Origin of the sequence: Phytohabitans aurantiacus, from assembly GCF_027923225.1 — a bacterium.
GTDB lineage: Bacteria > Actinomycetota > Actinomycetes > Mycobacteriales > Micromonosporaceae > Phytohabitans > Phytohabitans aurantiacus.
Window position 1 is genome coordinate 52,682 of record NZ_BSDI01000034.1, and the last position, 16,506, is coordinate 69,187.

Below are 16,506 nucleotides of genomic sequence, written 5' to 3' on the forward strand. Positions count from 1 at the left end.
CGGGGGTAGAAGTTAACCCTGCGCTCCGTCGCCCTGCGTGGCTCCGCGTTGTCATGCGACCATCCGCGTGTCGATCTGTCGCCAGGATGCCCGTCAGTTCCCCGCTGGCGGGCATTTTTCTCTTCCGGCATCACGCACCACGCTTCCGCAGCATGACCGCCATGCGGCCGATGATCTCGGGGTCGGACACCACCGGGGCGAGATCCTGTGCACGCCGGCCGCGCACGGCAGCCTGGGCGGCAACCTCTCGGCCGGACACCGGCACGGGCCACTCGCCCTCTGTCCAGGTGTGCCAGTGGGTGAAGTCCACGAGGCGCGGTGTACCGCTGGGTGCGTTTCCTCTTGAGTGAGCTGGGGCGGGGCGGCGTGTCCGCCGATGGCTTGGTCTCGTTGCGTTAGCAGGGTTGGGCGGCCGGCGCGAAGGGGCGGGGCGGGTTGGACGTCGGCGAGGTGCTTCGGCTGCTGGACGAGCGGGAGACGGCCTGTCGGGCGGAGGCGGATCGGTTACAGGCCGAGGCCGAGCGGATCGGTGCTCTGCTGGCGGGGTGCCGGCAGGAGTTGGAGCGGCTGGTGACGGCTCGTGAGGTGGTCGGCGAGCTGGCAGTGGCGTATCCGGCTGCGATAGCGACAGTTGCCGTAGTGCCCGTACCGGTTGCCGGTGCGGCGGCGGCCGGCGGCGATGTCGAGGCGTTCACGAAGCAGGTGCTGGCCGTGCTTGCCGAGCGAGGGCGTCCGGCGCGTTGCCGTGAGGTGGTCGCGGCGTTGGGCGAGGATCCGTCGGTGGCCCGGCACGTGGAACGGGTGCGACACCGGTTGAAGAAGCTGTGCGCGGCGGGGCAGGTCGCCCAGATTACGCCGGGCATGTTCACCCTGGCGGGTGCGGCGAGTACAGCCAGCGGGTGAAAATTGGGGACGTGGAAGGGTCTTCCCGAGTTGGCCGGGTGTCAAAGCCTGAACCGACCCGAGGAAGACCCGGTGGAACCCTACCCACAGCCCGCGCCCGGACGAGACGATTTCGCCGCTTCCCGGGCCTGTCTGGAGCAGATGGTCGCCCGTTTGAGTGACGCGCGGATGATGTCCTGCACCCAGCACGCGTTGGAGGAGTACGTCACCGAGGCGGGGCGGGAGCTGCAGCGGCAGCTGATGCAGGACCAGTTGGACGCGCGTGCCGGCCGCGAACCCCGGCTGCGGCAAGTCGCAGGCGCGGACGGTGTAGTACGGCGGCGGGCCGAGGCCGGGCACCGCAGGTTGGTGGCCACCACCGTCGGCCCGGTGGAGGTGAACCGGATCGCCTATCGGGCGCCGGGCGCACCGAATCTGCACCCAGCTGACGCGCAGTTGGCTCTGCCGCAGCGGTTGTATTCCTTCCCGCTGCAGCGGGAGGTGGTGCATGAGGTGGGAGCCGGGTCGCTGCGGGCTGCCCGTGAGGCGATCGTCCGTACCACCGGCCAGCATTTGGGCACCCGGCAGTTGATGCAGATCGCCACCGACGCGGCGGTCGACATCCGCGACTTCTACCAACCCGCCACCGGCCTGGGCCACGTCCCGGCCGGCGATGGCCGGGACGTGCTCGTGCTCAGCCTCGACGCCACCGGGGTGAACATGATCCCCACCGATCTACGCGAGCCGTCCTCGCCCAGACCTGCTGGCCCGCAGCCACCCTCGGCCCAACTGGCACGACGGGAACGGACCGGACGCACCCGCATGGCAGTGGTGACCGCGATCTACGACGCCACCCCTGCCCCACGCGCCGCCGCCGACATCCTGCCCATTGATGCGACCGAACGCGCCGCACGCCAACCAGGCCCGCGCGCGGCCCGCCGCCGGGTGGACGCGTCCCTCGAGCACTCCGTCGCACCGATGGTCACCGCCCTGTTCGACCAAGCCGAAGCCCGCGACCGGCAGCATCGCCGCCGCTGGGTTGTGCTGGTCGACGGCGCCAACCACCAACTCGAATGCATCACCAAGGAGGCCGAACGTCGCGGCGTCCACATCGACATCGTCGTCGACTTCATCCACGTACTCGAATACCTATGGAAGGCTGCCGAAGACCTCCACCCAACACACCCAGCCCGGGCTGCCTTCGTCCAGGCCACCGCCCGCGATCTGTTGGAAGGCCACGCCCCGCGGGTAGTCGCCGACCTGAACGCCCACCTACGCGCCCGCGCCGCCGACCACCCGGCTCCCGGCCTGCAACGCGCCGCCGCCTACCTACACGCCAAACAGCCCTACCTCAACTACCACATCGCGTTAGCCCTGGGCTGGCCCATCGCCACCGGCGTCATCGAAGGCTGCTGCCGCTACCTGGTCAAAGACCGCCTCGATATCACCGGCGCCCGCTGGAGCCTGACCGGCGCCGAAGCCGTCCTGCTCCTACGCGCCGTCATCACCAACGGCGACTTCGACCAGTACTGGCAATTCCACCTCGACCGCGAGTACCAGCGCACCCACGCCAGCCGCTACCAGGACCAATACGCCCCGGCCGCATGACCGCTGCCCCTCCGCTCACTCAAGAGGAAACGCACCCTGTACCGCTCATGACTGCACCCGCCACGGGTTCTTGCTGGCGTCGTGCGGCTTCGCCAAGCTTTCCGCCGAGAACAGGTCTTCCAGCGGGTGGCCCAGCAAACGCGGCAGACGTCGCCGCACTCGGTCGTTGGGACGTACCTGGCCGTATAGCGCGAATCGCAGGTGGTTGTACTCGACACCCAACTCTTCGGCCGTCGCCCTGATCGGCCGGTACTGCATGCGCATGATTCGATGGGCCGCTTGCCGGCCGAATCTCGTTCTTGATGACACGTCGTGTGCTCCAGCAGCCATCCCCGCGCACGGGGAACCTCTGGCGCAGGCCCGGACGGGCTAAGCGGCGCCACGGCTCCCCGGGAAGTTCTCGAACGCCTAAACGGGGGTCGACAGCATCACGGGTGGCGATGTTTTAGCCCGTGGCACGGCCGTACGCGAACGATGGCCGCACATCGATCATGTTATCAGGGGGTCGAACTAGTCATCGATGATCGGCCCTACTAAACACCGTGGCGCCCCGATCGGGGGCGCCACGACAGAAACCTTCATATGCCGGGAGAGGACACCGGCTATTTTCGGCGCTACGACACGGCCCCACCCCCGCCCGCTGCTTCACGGCGAGCATCGCCGGGGGGCAGTTCGGGAGGGCCGGTGGCATCCGGCTTGTTTGATCCGTCTACACGGTTGGCTTCGGCGTTCGGGGCGCCTATCTCGGACTTGCCAGGCTGTTCCTTCGATGCCTGGGGCTTGTCGGAGATCTCTATGTGGAACGCAACGAGGTTCCAGGTGATCTTTATGCTCTTACCGCTCTTGTCGGCCCCATGGAGACCCCAGGCCAACAAGATCAATAAAAGTGGGATCAGCCAGGGGAACACCGCGACAATCCACTTCGCGGTTTCCCCCAAGTTGCGTACCTAGCGGACTGGCTTTGCAATCATGATTAGCATCCTTTGGGTCGTTTACGGTCGGTTGAACTGTTCTGGCTCCACAATGCGGATTGCTCCTACATCGGAACCTCCTTCGTCGGCAAACTTCGACCTTTGAGGTCTTGACCTCCATCGGGGGCGGGGGCCTCCGCGCCCTGGCGCCCACCACGTCGGTTTCTTCAACTCGACGAGGTTGCGCTAAACCAGCATGACACGCCTAACCCCACGCGCTAAAGAGCCCTCTCTCGGTCCAGTCCGTACTTCCACGCGTATGGCCGAGGCGATCCAACTCCGCACCGGACAGCAACCACGAACCTAAACACCGCCCGGCAAGCACAAGCCCACCCCCGGGGCCGGCCACGACGGGCGCCCCGTTCGCCCCGCAACGCGACGGCCTGCATGTGCGGCCTGCCACGGCACAACGCATGACAACGCCGCGGCAGCCCCACCTTCGGCGACGACTTGCGATTCCTACAAAAACGAGCGTCGATCAGATCGGTCACCATCCGGCGAGGTCCGCAGGACCAAGCCTTCGAAGCCCCGGACCGTAGCGCCGGATGGTGACCGCCTTGAGGGCCAGCTTCAAAGCCACAGCGGCCACCACCCCTGTTTCGAACAGCGCCACCGCAAAGCGTGAACCCCGGCCGGCTGCCGCTGGGAACCGCTATCTACCGCTGACGGCCGCACCGACCCTCATGCCGACCGCAGCACCCGGCGCATTGCCGCCGGCGACTTGCGAACAGGGCGCCTGTGAAGCGTCCATCAGTGCACGCCTTCCTCAAACCATTTTCCCGCAACCGAAACGGAGAAACCACAGTGGACACAAAAGCCGCCAAGCCCGACCCGATCGAGGTCGTCGCGCAGGCACTGCGAGACAGTGACCTCACCGCCGCCGCCATCGCCAAGAAGACCGGGATGGGCTACTCGACCGTCACCCCGAAACTGCGCGCGCTGGAGGACGCCGGCCGCGCCGCACGGGTCAAGGACAACGGCCGCACCGTGTGGCGACTGACCACCCCACCCGCGCAGGAATCGGCCGTTAACGCCAGCCCTGCCCCCGAAAGCGGCGACACCGCCGGTACGCACGACGCCGCGCGGACGACCACGACAACCGAGCCGCCGCCCACCTCCGAAGCCACGCCCGTGATCACCGAGGCGGACACCAGCGACCCCGACCAGAGCGCAGGAACCGACGTGACGCCGCCGAACCCCGCGACGGCGGCCGGCGACGCCAACAACACACAGGCCACCCCCACCGATACGACCGTCGCGAACCAGGCACCAGACCCCCAGCAGCAGCTTGGGCCAACAACAGGAACAGCAAGCGATCAGGCCGACGGCGACGCCACGCCCGCCGAACAGCCCACCCCCGACACCACAACCCCCACCGCCCCGGCGGACAGCAAGACCCGCCGGCCTCCAGGCGCACTCGCCCGCACCGCCCTGCGAATCATGCAGACCAACCCGGACACGCCATACAAGGTCACCGATCTAGGCCGGCTGATCGACCAGACCGACAACGCCGACGGCCACACCTACCCCAAGGCCAGCCCCGGCGCGGTCGTGCTCGCCTGCGACCGGCTCGTCGACGGCGGCAACGCCACCAAAGTCCTCGAAAAGCCGGCCACCTACCAGCTCGCGGCGACCCAACCGGCCAACCCATAGAAACCGCCAGCCCGCCCCGGACACACACGGGACGGCGGCTTGCACACCTTTGACACACCGGCGCCCGGAGGCGGGCATCGAAGCTGGACGCCTCGCACCCGCCTCCGGCGCCTTACCGTCCCAACCAAGCGATCCGGTAAGCCGATCGTCGCCACCCGCCCGCCCGGCCGCAAGACCCCGGACGCCCCCGGCATCTGTGCGTCGCCCCGATCGGTCTGCCCACCGCATACGCGAGCCTGCGCGGGCTGGTTGCGACGACCCGCGTCCTGACCAAGAAACCTCGAACACGCGGCCCACATCCCGCCTCGGTCACTCGCCGCTGCCCGGGCCCACACCACAACGCGGAGGAACCCCATACACACCCGCGTGCTCGCACCCACGCTCCGACAACACCAATCATCATGAGGAGACCACAGTGGACACCGGCAACCCGACCGTCCAAACTCGACCCGGCCCGTCCGTCACGATCACCGCGTCGGACCCGACCATCGTCGACACCCTCGCCTACCCCATATCGCCGGACTACGTGCAGTCGTGGACGCCAGTGCGGGCACTGTGTGAGCTCATCGCCAATGCCTTAGATGAAGACCCCGCCGCGCGGGTCAGCTGGGCCGACGGCGTACTCACCATCGCCGACGACGGCCCCGGCATCCCCGAAGAAGGACTCATCCTCGGCTACTCCACCAAAACCGAACAGCAGATAGGCCAGTTCGGCGAGGGCAAGAAACTCGCCGCCCTCGTCCTGGCCCGCAGCCCCGAGGTCGGCGCGGTGCGCTGCGAGACAGTGGGCTACGGCTTCATCCCGACCGTCGAGCGGCGTCGCCTGCTCGGTGGCCAGATCCCGTCACGCTCCGCGCAAGGCGCCGAGGTCCTCGTCTACAACCTCTACCGCGCCGACCGTGCCCGCGGGACGGTCATCACCGTCGCATGCGCGCGGGCACTGGCCCAGGAGGCGATCGGACGCTTCCGTGCCCTAGCCGAACCCGGCTACCGGCCGCCCGTCACACCCGGATTGTGCGTCCTGGACGGGGAGCCCGGCCGAGTGTGGATCGGGGGTGTGCTGGTCAGCGTCGTCGACGGCCTGCGCGCCTCCTACGATCTGCCGCTGACCGACAAGGCGCTACAGAACCGCGACCGGACCGTCATCGAAGCCGGTGCGCTGCGCGACGCGGTCCGCGCGATCCTCGCCGGCAGCCAGGACCAGCAGATCATCGACCGGTTCGCCGGCCACGTGCTGGCCGGTGGCAAACTACGCGAGCCCGAGCAGTTCTTCGGCCAAGTCACCGCGCCCCGCGCCCGCGCGGCGTGGCGGACGTGGGCGCTCACCCATCTGCCCGCCCAGACGTACTACACCACCACCGGCAACGAGCAAGCCGCTCTCGACCTGGTCGACCTCGGCTACACCGAGGTGACCGCCCAAGGTTTGGGCCACTACGAGCAACGAGCCGTCATGGAACTGCTCGGCGTCGAGGTCGCCAGGGCACGGCAGAACCGCCACTACGACCGCACCCGCGGAAAGACCACCTGGATTCCCGAGAAGTCCGTGACCCCGGCCGAGCGTGCCATGCTGGCCGACGCCCGCCGGCTGGTCCGCAGCGCGATCGGCCCGTTCGCACTGGACCGAGTCCGGGTGTACTCCGACAGTGAGGAACAGCCGTGCGCACAGGGGTTTTACAACCCGCGCACCGGCGACGTGGCCATCCACCGCCTTGCCCTCGCCGACCGGCACGAGGCACTGCTCACCCTGCTACACGAGGCCGCGCACCGGGTCGGCCACCGCGGCGGCGGCCGCTGGATCCAGATCCCCGACTACCACGACCGCACCCGCGGCTTCGAACACCTGCTCAGCGACTTCGCCGCACTGCTGCTGGGCTACCTGGCCGATGGCTCCGCCCTGCCCGATCCAGCCGACCTGCCCGAACCGGCACCCACGAAGCGGCGCCGCGCGGCCGCCGCAGACGATCCCGCCGTGCCGGCCAGCCGCCGCGAGTTGGCGCACCTACTGCTCGACCAACTGCCACACGCGCTGACCGCTGGCGGGATCGCCACCGAGAAGGATCTGGTGGCCTCCACCGCCGTCCACCCCGACTACTGGCGCACCCTGACCCACCCAAAGACCGCCGGCCACCGCCAACAGCGCGGCGGCCGTGCCTGGGACTACGACAAGGTCGCCCTGCTCGCCGAAGCCGCCAGGGTGCATCCGCCGGTGGTGTGGCTGGGCTACCACCTGTGCGAGGGCGCCATACACGGCCGCAACCGCCAGAACTGGGGTAAGCCCGGCCCGTGGGCGAAAAAGATGCGCGAGGCGATGGCCCGCGCCTGCGCCGACCTGCAGACCCTCGGCGGCACCTACGCCGACCAGATCCCCGCCCTGCAAGCCCTGGCCTCCGGGACGACGCCCGCGCCCACCGGTGAGGACAGCTGGCAGGCACCCGCACGGGCCCTGATAGCACTGGAACGACAGCGGCTCAACCTCGACACGGCCCACCCATGACCGGCATCCACCGCCACGCCGACCACATCATGGCCGCCATCGACAACGACATCGCGGCCGGCCACATACCCGGCCGGGTGCGCACCTTCGGCGACCTGCACGACTACCTCGACGCCAATGACTACCTCATCGATGCCCAAGTCCCGTACGACGGCACCCCAGCCACCATCGACATCATCGTCGCCGTTCAGGACGAAGTCACCCGCCGGCTCAGCGCTCCCGGACGGCCGTACTGCACCTACGGCACCTGCAGCTATCCGCGGCACGACCACACCACGACCGTGGGCGGAGACGGCGAAGACCTACAACAGCCCGCACCGATGCGCTGCCTGCACTGCCACCAGCCCGCGCACTACGACGAGAAGCTGCACCGCTACCGGCACGACGATCCGACCGCGGCGGACTGCTTCCTCATCCACGAGGCCAGCTAGCAGCCGCCCACCGGCACACCCGGAGTCCGCCGCCGCACCGGCAACCGTAACTACCCCCAACCTCCATCACACACCACACGCCCGGCACCGGCACCGGCCACCGGTGCCGACCTGGCGCCGGTTCGTCACCGCAAACCCATCAACGACTTGCGTTTGATGGAAAGTCGAGCGTCGATCTGTCCTGGTCACTACCCCGAGTCCACGGGCACTCATCCCTACACGTCCTTCCCGGCCCAACGCGCCTGCGGGTGGAGACCACCACACAGACCCGTATCGACGCCGCGAAAGGGCCCCTGTCATGCCCAACTCCCGCTCACATCCCTCGGCTCATCTGCCGGTCCCCGCCGACGTTGACGACATCTTGCTATGGCGGCTGTCCATCGATGTAGCCGCCGCGCATGAACAGGGCCCGCGTGGCCGCTGTACCAGCCTGCTCTGCGCAAGCGCACCGAACTACCCATGTCCGACGGCCATCGCCGCGCAGCGGGCGGCACACGCCGCTCGCCGCCGAACAGCGGTCGCGCGTGGCCGCGCCGTCGTACCGCCGGCCCCGGTCACCGCACAGACAGCGGTGATCAGCGCGGCAGCCGTCGTCCGGCAACCGGTCAGCACCGCGCCGTACCAGCGCACTACCTGGCCCCCACCGCTGCGTCGCCCCAACGTGTGGCAGGCCGCCTGACCCCGGCACACCGCCACCCGACAGCGGATCAGTCGTCACCGCAGCCCGCCCCTTAATTCTAAAGCGGCTTAGAACTCCTAACACAATGGGGTGATTGGCGCGGTGTGTCCATATCGGCTGGGTTGCTCGCAGCGTTGCTTCCGGTGTGAGGAAGGGTGAGTATCCACCGTGGATAGTCCCGGATGACCTGTGGCAGCGGATCGAGCCGCTGCTGCCGGTCAAGCCCCGCCGGCTGCGTAGCCCGGGTCGCCGGCCGTTGCCGGACCGGCTGGTCTTGCAAGGCATCCTGTTCGTGCTACACACCGGTATCCAGTGGGAGTTCCTGCCCCAGCAGTTGGGGTTCGGGTCCGGGATGACATGCTGGCGACGCCTGGAGCAGTGGAACCGTGCCGGGGTGTGGCAGCGGCTGCATGAACTGCTGCTGGCCGAACTACACAGCCTCGGCAAGCTGGACTGGTCCCGCGCGGTCGTGGACTCCTCGCACGTACGGGCCGCCCGACGCGGCCCAAAAGCGGTCCGAGCCCGGTCGACCGCGCCCGCCCGGGCTCCAAGCACCACGTCCTGACCGAGGGCGCCGGTATCCCCCTGGCCGTCACGCTCACCGGCGGCAACCGCAACGACATCACCCAATTACTGCCCCTGCTCGAGGCGATCCCCGCGGTACGTGGGCGACGAGGCCGGCCCCGCCAACGCCCCGACCAGTTGTACGCCGACCGCGCCTACGACCACGACAAGTACCGCCGCGCCGTACGCGGAAAGGGAATCCGACCTCGTATCGCCCGCCGCGGCCAAGCCCACGGCTCCGGCCTAGGCGTATACCGCTGGGTCGTCGAACGGACAATCGCCTGGTACCACGGCATGAAACGACTACGCATCCGCTGGGAACGCCGCGACGACATCCACGAAGCCTTCCTCGCCCTCGCCACCTGCATCATCACGTACCGACACGTCGTACGACTCTGTTAGGACCTCTTAAGCGAAACACATCCACGGCGAACTGCTGCAACGTCCGCGACCGTATCCAAGCTCGCCCCCGTCGTGTCGTCACGCCCACCAGCATGACCACCGCTCCGCCGAGGCCTCACGACTTGGCCTCGGCGGCTCCCGCCTGCACACCAACAACCGGACGGAGGCCCCAACCGCCATGCCATCAGCGCAGAGGAGGGACCGCATACCCGACCGTCACCGGCAGCCTGCCACCCATCCCGTCGGCGACACCGTCCCGGTACCCGGCGGCGCCGGGCCGGTGCGGCCCAGCCGGTCACACCGCCCGGATCAAGCCTGCCGAATCACGGCCGGCCACCGCCTGCCCGGCGCCCTCGATGACATGCGACCCGCCGCACCGGCCGGGTGCCGGCCATGAGCGGAGCGGACGACAAGGACCGCATCACGCGGCTCCAACTGCGCTACATGCTCGCCGATGGCCTGCTCGCCGGCATGCGGGCAAGAGAACTGCGCGAGGTGGCCGAAGCCGGCGGGATCCCCGTGCAGCCCGGCATGGGGCGAACACGAGCTGCGCGAGGCGATCCGCGCCAGCAACGCCGCCAGCGCCCGCGCCGCCGGCGTACCCGTCGACCACTTGCCCACGCTCACCGCGCAAGAGGCCCACCGGCTGGCCCGACAGCTCAGCGGTGAACCGGCGCGCCCAGACCAACCCGAATAGCCCTCGGCGGGCCGGATCGGGTGCACCACGGATCCGGCCCAAAACCATGCCCTCCGGCCGCCGAATCCCTTCCGCCAGCTTGCACTCCACAAAGGACATGTCATGGCACCGCTCACTGACTCACCAGTTGCCCACCGGCCGCGCCGGCCGGCCGACCCCAGGAGGCGGCGATGACCGGCCGCGTCATGACATGGCTCGTGATCGCCGTCTGCTCCGTGCTGCTGCTGTGCACCGGACTGTTCAGTGCCGTCTTCGTCGGTGGCGGTGCCGGCGTGCCGGCCGGCTGTTACCTGCCGGCCGACCCCAGCGCCTCGGCGTCGACCCCTGGCGTGGACCTGACCCGGCTCGCCGGAGGGTTCGACCCGATCGGGGACTGGAGCGGCGAGCAGGTCGGCAACGCCGCCACGATCGTCACCGTCGGCGTCCGGCTCGGTGTCCCCCCACGCGGATGGGTCATCGCGCTCGCGACCGCCATGCAGGAGTCCCAGCTAACCAACCTGCCCAACCTGGGCGACGGCAACGACCACGACTCTGTCGGAGTGTTCCAGCAGCGCCCGAGTCAAGGCTGGGGCACAGCACAGCAGCTTATGGACCCGGTCTACGCCAGCACGAAGTTCTACCAGGCGCTGTTGCGCGTTAGCGGCTGGCAGGCCATGCCACTGACCGATGCCGCGCAGGCGGTGCAGACAAGCGCCTACCCGGACGCCTACGCCAAATGGGAGGACGACGCGGCCACCCTGGTCGGCGCGCTCACCGGCCTGGACGCCGGGCTCGGCGACTGCGGCGCCAACGTTGGCCCGCTCGGCTGGACCCAGCCGGTCATCCACGAGGTCGGCAGCGGCTTCCGCACCGCTGATCGTCCCTCGCACGACGGCGTCGACCTCGGCGTCGGCAAAGGCACCCCGATCCACGCCGCCGCCAGCGGTGTAGTGACTCGGGTGCGGTGCAACGCCATCGACGTGCGCACCGGCGGCGACTGGGGCTGCGACCGCGACGGCGACGAGAAACTCACGAAGGGGTGCGACCAGTTAACTGCACCTTCGTACCCGCTCAGTCCAGAAGGGGCTGGGCACTGCTACGGAGGTGCAGTCCTTGGTGGACGTCCGAATGCAATTGTTGGAGGGCCGGGTCGACCTGCCCCGTGTCGGCGAGGTTCGCGCGACCGATTGTGAGTCGTTGCCGTTCCTGCTCGTCGACGCTGCGGGTCGCGAGGTTGAGCCGGTCAGCCGGTTTCTGCGGGATCTGAGGCTCAGTGATCGGAGTGCGTTGACGTGCCGGTCGTACGCGGTGGATCTGCTGCGGTGGTGGCGCATCCTGGGTGTCCTGGCGGTCCGGTGGGATCAGGCGACGACAGATGAGGTCGCGGTGCTGGTGGGCTGGATGCGTACGGCGTCGAACCCGCAGCGGACCCGCCATTCGAACTTAGCCGCGGTCAACACAAAGACCGGCAAGCGCGCCCTGTCACCTGGGTACGCGCCGGCCACGATCAACCATGCTTTGTCGGTGTTGTACCGGTTCTACGAGTTTCACTCGCACCGCGGGTGGGGTCCGGTGGTCAACCCGGTGCCGGTGTCATCGCGGCGACGCGCGGCGTTGGCGCATCGGAGCCCGCTGGATTCCGTCGCACGGGTGCCGCGGGCGCCGTTGCGGCAGAAGACACCGGACCGTGCGCCGCGGGCGATCCCGGATCCGTTGTGGAACGAGCTGTTCGCCGCGATGCGGTGCGACCGGGACAGGTCGCTGCTGGCGTTCTACGTCTCGTCCGGCGCCCGGGCCAGCGAGCTGCTCGGGCTGCGGTTGGAGCATGTGGACTGGGCCGGCCAGCGGATCTGGGTGGTGTCCAAGGGCACCCGCGAGTTGGAACCGGTACCCGCGTCGGCGCAGGCGTTCACCCTGCTGGCGCTGTATCTGCACGAGGCCGGTCTGCCCACGGCCGGTGAGCCGGTATGGCGGACGCTGCGCGGTGAGGCCCGCCCGCTGTCGTACTGGGCGCTGCGGCGGATCCTGCAGCGGGCAAACGCACGGCTGGGCACCAACTGGACGGCGCATGACATGCGGCACACCGCGGCGGCGCGGATGGTCGCCGACCCGTCGTTGACGCTGCCGGAGGTGCAGACAGTGCTGCGGCATAAGCACCTGGCCACGACTCAGCGGTATCTGACGGTGAACGTGGACGAGTTGTTCGACAAGCTGCAGGGCCACTTCCAGCGGCCCCGACATGAGCCGGCACGGCTGGCGGCCGGGTATGACCCGGCGGACATGGCGGCGGTGTTCGGTGGCTGAGCAGACGAGCACCGGCCGGGTCCGCCGCACCACCCCGACCCGGCCAACCGATGAGGACCCCGTGATGGCGCGGAGCAAATACCGTGCCGGAACCATCCTTCCCGCAGTTCCGACGCCCCAAGTGGCGCCGACGCCGCACGGCGACCTGTCCCGCGCCTCAATCGCCTCGATCGTCGACCTGGCCGAGCAGGTGTGGCCCGCCAGCGGGTGGACGATCCGAGACCGGCGCGCGGCAGTTCGCGGGCTGCTGGAGGTTCTGCACCGCGTTCCGGGCCGGACGTGGCAGCAGCGGTGGAATGCCAGCGACTACGCGCAAACCGGCTTCCCCACGACGGCGCAAACGGACCTGCGCGTGAACGTAACTTTGGCGTTGAAGCTGCTGCTGTGTCTGCGGGTGTTCCGGCCGACCCTGCCGGCGATGCGGGCGACCGCAATGGTCGGATACGCGCCGATGTTCGTCACCGCCCAGCAGGATGCGGACCTGGACCGGTTCTGCTCGCACGTCGAGGCGATGCCGGTGCCGGCCGACGCGCGCCGCACCGCCGTGTTCGACGTGGCATGCGCATTGACCGTGTTCGGCATCCGGTTCGCAGAGCTGGCACCAGCCGGTTTTCTGCAGTACGCGTGGGACTGCCGCCGCAACGGCCTCGGCGCCTACACCCGCAGTTCGACCACCACGTTCGCCGGGCAGGTCGCGTGGAAGGCACTGCGCGAGATGGGACAGTTCCCGCCCGATACGCCGCCGACCCTACAGGCTGCCGGGCAACGCGGTCAGCTGTCGGTGACGGGCCTGGTGGACCGGTATGCCATCGTCAACAGGGCGGTCCGGCAACTGCTCATCGACTACCTGACCCGCCGCGCCACGACGCTGGACTACGCAAGCTTGACCGGCCTGGCCCGCTGGCTCGCGGGCGTCTTCTGGTCCAAGGTCGAAAAGATCGCGCCGGGGCAAGCCGATCTGCGTATCCCGACGCAGGTCTACGACCAGTGGCGGGCCGCCATCCGACAGCGGGAAGACGGCCGGGAGCGACTGTCGGTCGACCCGATCCTGCTCGCGGTGCGCAGCTTCTACCTCGACCTGCACACCTGGTCGGTCGCCGAACCCGAACGATGGGCCAGGTGGGTGGCGCCGTGCCCGATCAACCCCGGCGACTTCGCCGGCAGCGCCCGCCGCCACCGCAAGGCCCGCGAACGCTCCGCGGAACGCACCCGGACCCGGCAGCCGCTGCTGCCCGTCCTCGTCGCCGACGTCAACCGGCGGCGCGACCACCTGGGCCGTCTACTGGAGGCCGGCGCCGGTATGGCAGCTGGGCAATCGTTGAGTCTGGGCGGACGGACCTACACGCGCGTGTGGACCGACTACGACCAGCAACTCGCCGCCGACGGGATCGACCACCTCCGGGTTCGGGACGAGACCGACGGGCAGATCATCAACGTCAACCGCGCGGAAGACGCCGCGTTCTGGGAATGGGCAATCGTCGAAACGTTGCGGCTGTCCGGGATCCGGATCGAGGAACTGCTCGAACTGAGCCAGCTATCCATCCGCCGCTACCAGCGTCCCAACGGCGAGACGATCGCCCTGCTCGTGATCGCGCCGTCCAAATCCGACCGGGAACGGGTCATCCCCATGTCCGCCGAGCTGTTCGCGGTCATCGCGGCGATCATCCGCAGGCACACCGACCGCGCCGGCGGCATACCAGCCATCTCCCGCTACGACACGCACGAGAAGGTCCACACCCCGGCGATGCCGTTCCTGTTCCAACGCCAACGTGGCCCCACCCGCACGGTGTTCGGCCAGCACATCGTCCTGGAATTGCTGCGCCGCCGCTGCGAGGCGTTGGCCGACCAGCATCCCGAGTTCGGGCAGGCAAGGTTCACCCCGCACGACTTCCGGCGCATCTTCGCCACCGACCTGGTCAACAACGGCCTACCCATCCACATCGGCGCCGCCCTACTCGGTCATTTGGATCTTGAAACCACGCGAGGCTACGTCGCCGTGTTCGAAGAAGACCTGGTCCGCCACTACCAAGCCTTCCTCGACCGGCGCCGCCGCCTGCGGCCGGTCGAGGAGTACCGGCCGGCGACCGACACCGAATGGGCCAAGTTCGAGGAACATTTCGACAAACGCAAGGTCGAGCTCGGCAACTGCGGACGCCCCTACGGCACCGGCTGCGCCCACGAACACGCCTGCCTTCGCTGCCCGATGCTGCACGTCCATCCCGACATGCTGCCCCGCCTCGAACTCATCGAGACCGACCTACTCGCCCGGCGATCACGAGCCGAAGCCGAACACTGGCTCGGCGAGATCGAAGGCATCGACACCACCCTCGCCCGCCTGGCCGATAAACGCCAGCAAGCCCAACGCCTCGCCCGCACCGCCGTCCCACTCGGCGTGCCAACACTGCGCACCACCGGCCGGTGACCCGTGAGCCACCGACGCCGGCAAGCCCGCGCACCCCCACCCGAATGCCATGTCACGGAGGAATCATGCCCACACAGGAGCGTCACCTAGGCGCCATCACCGTCATCGCCGCCCTCAAGCTCAGGGGGCGGCGATGACCAACCGCGCTATCGGCCTCATCGCCGCCGTCACAGCCGCCGTCGCACTACTTTGCGCCGCCGCGCCGGCGGTCCTCCTCGGCGGCATCGCCGCCGCCTGCACTGCCGCCCCTGGCACACCCAGCGGCACCAACGCCGCCGACCGATGGGACGCCGACCAGATCGCCAACGCCGCCACCATGGTCGCCGTCGGCGTTCAACGCGGCGTCCCTCCGCGCGGCTGGGTCATCGCCGTCGCCACCGCCATGCAAGAGAGCAGTCTGCGGAACCTGCCTAGCGGGGACCGCGACTCCGTCGGCCTGTTCCAGCAACGCCCCAGCCAAGGCTGGGGCACCATCGAGCAACTCCAAGATCCCACCTACGCCACAAGCAAGTTCTACGAACGACTCCTCACGATCCCCGACTGGCAGACCATGGCCCTCACCGATGCCGCGCAGGCCGTGCAACGCTCGGCGTTCCCGGACGCGTACGCCAAATGGGAGGGCGAAGCCACAGCCATGGTGCAGCAGGCATTTGCCGCATCCGGAGCGACGACCCCGGGCGATGTTGAATGGTGCCTGCACGCCGGTTGGACGCAGCCAGTCCGGGCTCCCATCGTGTCCGGCTTCCGCACACCCGAACGGCCGGACCACGACGGCGTCGACCTCGCCGCACCCGCCGACACACCCATCCGGGCCGCCGCCACCGGCCAGGTCATCACTGCCCGGTGCGACACCGACCCCAGCGGACAACTCTGCAACCGGCGCGGGTCACCAAGTACGCCCGGCTGCGGCTGGTACGTGAAGATCCGTCACCCGAACAACCTTGTGACCATGTACTGCCATATGGTGCGAGCCCCCATCGTCGAAGTCGGTCAGACTGTCGCCGTCGGGCAGGAGATCGGGCAGGTCGGCAGCAGCGGCCACTCCTCGGGTGACCACCTGCACTTCGAGACACAGCACCCAGGCGAAGGCCCAATCGACCCAGTCCCATACATGCGCGAACACGGCGCACCGCTGGGTCAAGCCTGAACGACTCGACGTATCACCGATGGCCGCAGGACCGATCACCACCCGCTACTGCCACTTGCTCCGCCGACCAGCTGTCACCCTCGGACAACAAGTGACCGCTAGCCAGCCCATTGGCGTCGTCGGCATGTCCGGCCACTCCACTAGATGATCGATTCCAAGGGGTCAGTGGTCGTAGGCGGTCAGGGATCGCATGATCGGTTGGCCGGTGTGCCAGTTGTGCCAGATCGCTGCGGTCAGGGCGAGGACGCGTTGCAGGATCCGGACGGCGACGCC

The 16,506-nt window shown here is 68.8% G+C and carries 13 protein-coding genes and 1 pseudogene; 10 read left to right on the forward strand and 4 right to left on the reverse strand.

All coding sequences use genetic code 11. The annotated features are described in order from the left end of the window. Positions 1-130: 130 nt before the first annotated feature. On the reverse strand, positions 131-310 hold the full coding sequence (locus tag QMG73_RS29780) for a hypothetical protein (protein WP_281901183.1): 180 nt from the start codon (positions 308-310) through the stop codon (positions 131-133). A 125-nt stretch (positions 311-435) separates the two neighbouring features. Between QMG73_RS29780 and QMG73_RS29785 the strand changes: the two genes are divergently transcribed. Further along, positions 436-903, forward strand: coding sequence for a hypothetical protein (locus tag QMG73_RS29785; protein WP_281901185.1), 468 nt, complete (start codon positions 436-438; stop codon positions 901-903). A gap of 72 nt (positions 904-975) precedes the next feature. Beyond that, entirely contained in the window at positions 976-2,490 is a 1,515-nt protein-coding gene (locus tag QMG73_RS29790; protein WP_281901187.1) for an ISKra4 family transposase, read from the forward strand. Between the two features lie 45 nt (positions 2,491-2,535). On the opposite strand, the gene QMG73_RS29795 is transcribed toward QMG73_RS29790, so the two are convergent. Continuing rightward, the gene (locus QMG73_RS29795) at positions 2,536-2,748 is read right to left on the reverse strand and encodes a hypothetical protein (RefSeq protein WP_281901189.1); all 213 of its coding nucleotides are present in this window, start codon (positions 2,746-2,748) and stop codon (positions 2,536-2,538) included. 356 nt (positions 2,749-3,104) lie between these two features. Beyond that, positions 3,105-3,428, reverse strand: a complete 324-nt coding sequence (locus tag QMG73_RS29800) for a hypothetical protein (protein ID WP_281901190.1) — start codon at positions 3,426-3,428, stop codon at positions 3,105-3,107. An 837-nt stretch (positions 3,429-4,265) separates the two neighbouring features. Here QMG73_RS29800 and QMG73_RS29805 point away from each other — a divergent pair. The 8 genes from QMG73_RS29805 to QMG73_RS29840 all read left to right on the forward strand — a co-directional run bounded on the left by QMG73_RS29805 (position 4,266) and on the right by QMG73_RS29840 (position 16,233). Then, positions 4,266-5,114, forward strand: a complete 849-nt coding sequence (locus QMG73_RS29805) for a winged helix-turn-helix domain-containing protein (protein ID WP_281901191.1) — start codon at positions 4,266-4,268, stop codon at positions 5,112-5,114. A gap of 415 nt (positions 5,115-5,529) precedes the next feature. After that, on the forward strand, positions 5,530-7,608 hold the full coding sequence (locus tag QMG73_RS29810) for an ATP-binding protein (RefSeq protein ID WP_281901192.1): 2,079 nt from the start codon (positions 5,530-5,532) through the stop codon (positions 7,606-7,608). Continuing rightward, positions 7,605-8,039, forward strand: a complete 435-nt coding sequence (locus tag QMG73_RS29815; protein WP_281901193.1) for a hypothetical protein — start codon at positions 7,605-7,607, stop codon at positions 8,037-8,039. Before QMG73_RS29810 ends, QMG73_RS29815 begins: the two co-directional genes overlap by 4 nt. An 851-nt stretch (positions 8,040-8,890) precedes the next feature. Next, positions 8,891-9,684 (forward strand): IS5 family transposase gene (locus QMG73_RS29820; protein WP_407676878.1). Its coding sequence is split into 2 segments (ribosomal slippage): positions 8,891-9,224 and positions 9,224-9,684, totalling 795 coding nucleotides; the frame shifts between segments, so codons are not numbered across the junction. 867 nt (positions 9,685-10,551) lie between these two features. Further along, a complete protein-coding gene (locus QMG73_RS29825) occupies positions 10,552-11,553 on the forward strand; it encodes a M23 family metallopeptidase (RefSeq protein WP_281901194.1) in 1,002 nt (333 codons plus the stop codon). Continuing rightward, entirely contained in the window at positions 11,489-12,664 is a 1,176-nt protein-coding gene (locus tag QMG73_RS29830) for a tyrosine-type recombinase/integrase (RefSeq protein ID WP_281901195.1), read from the forward strand. Before QMG73_RS29825 ends, QMG73_RS29830 begins: the two co-directional genes overlap by 65 nt. After that, the gene (locus tag QMG73_RS29835) at positions 12,657-15,086 is read left to right on the forward strand and encodes a tyrosine-type recombinase/integrase (protein WP_281901196.1); all 2,430 of its coding nucleotides are present in this window, start codon (positions 12,657-12,659) and stop codon (positions 15,084-15,086) included. The genes QMG73_RS29830 and QMG73_RS29835 overlap by 8 nt, the downstream gene beginning before the upstream one ends. 133 nt (positions 15,087-15,219) lie before the next feature. Beyond that, the gene (locus QMG73_RS29840; RefSeq protein ID WP_281901198.1) at positions 15,220-16,233 is read left to right on the forward strand and encodes a M23 family metallopeptidase; all 1,014 of its coding nucleotides are present in this window, start codon (positions 15,220-15,222) and stop codon (positions 16,231-16,233) included. Between the two features lie 162 nt (positions 16,234-16,395). On the opposite strand, the pseudogene QMG73_RS46620 reads toward QMG73_RS29840, so the two are convergent. Continuing rightward, positions 16,396-16,506 (reverse strand): annotated as a pseudogene (locus QMG73_RS46620) (IS982 family transposase); the annotation flags it as partial.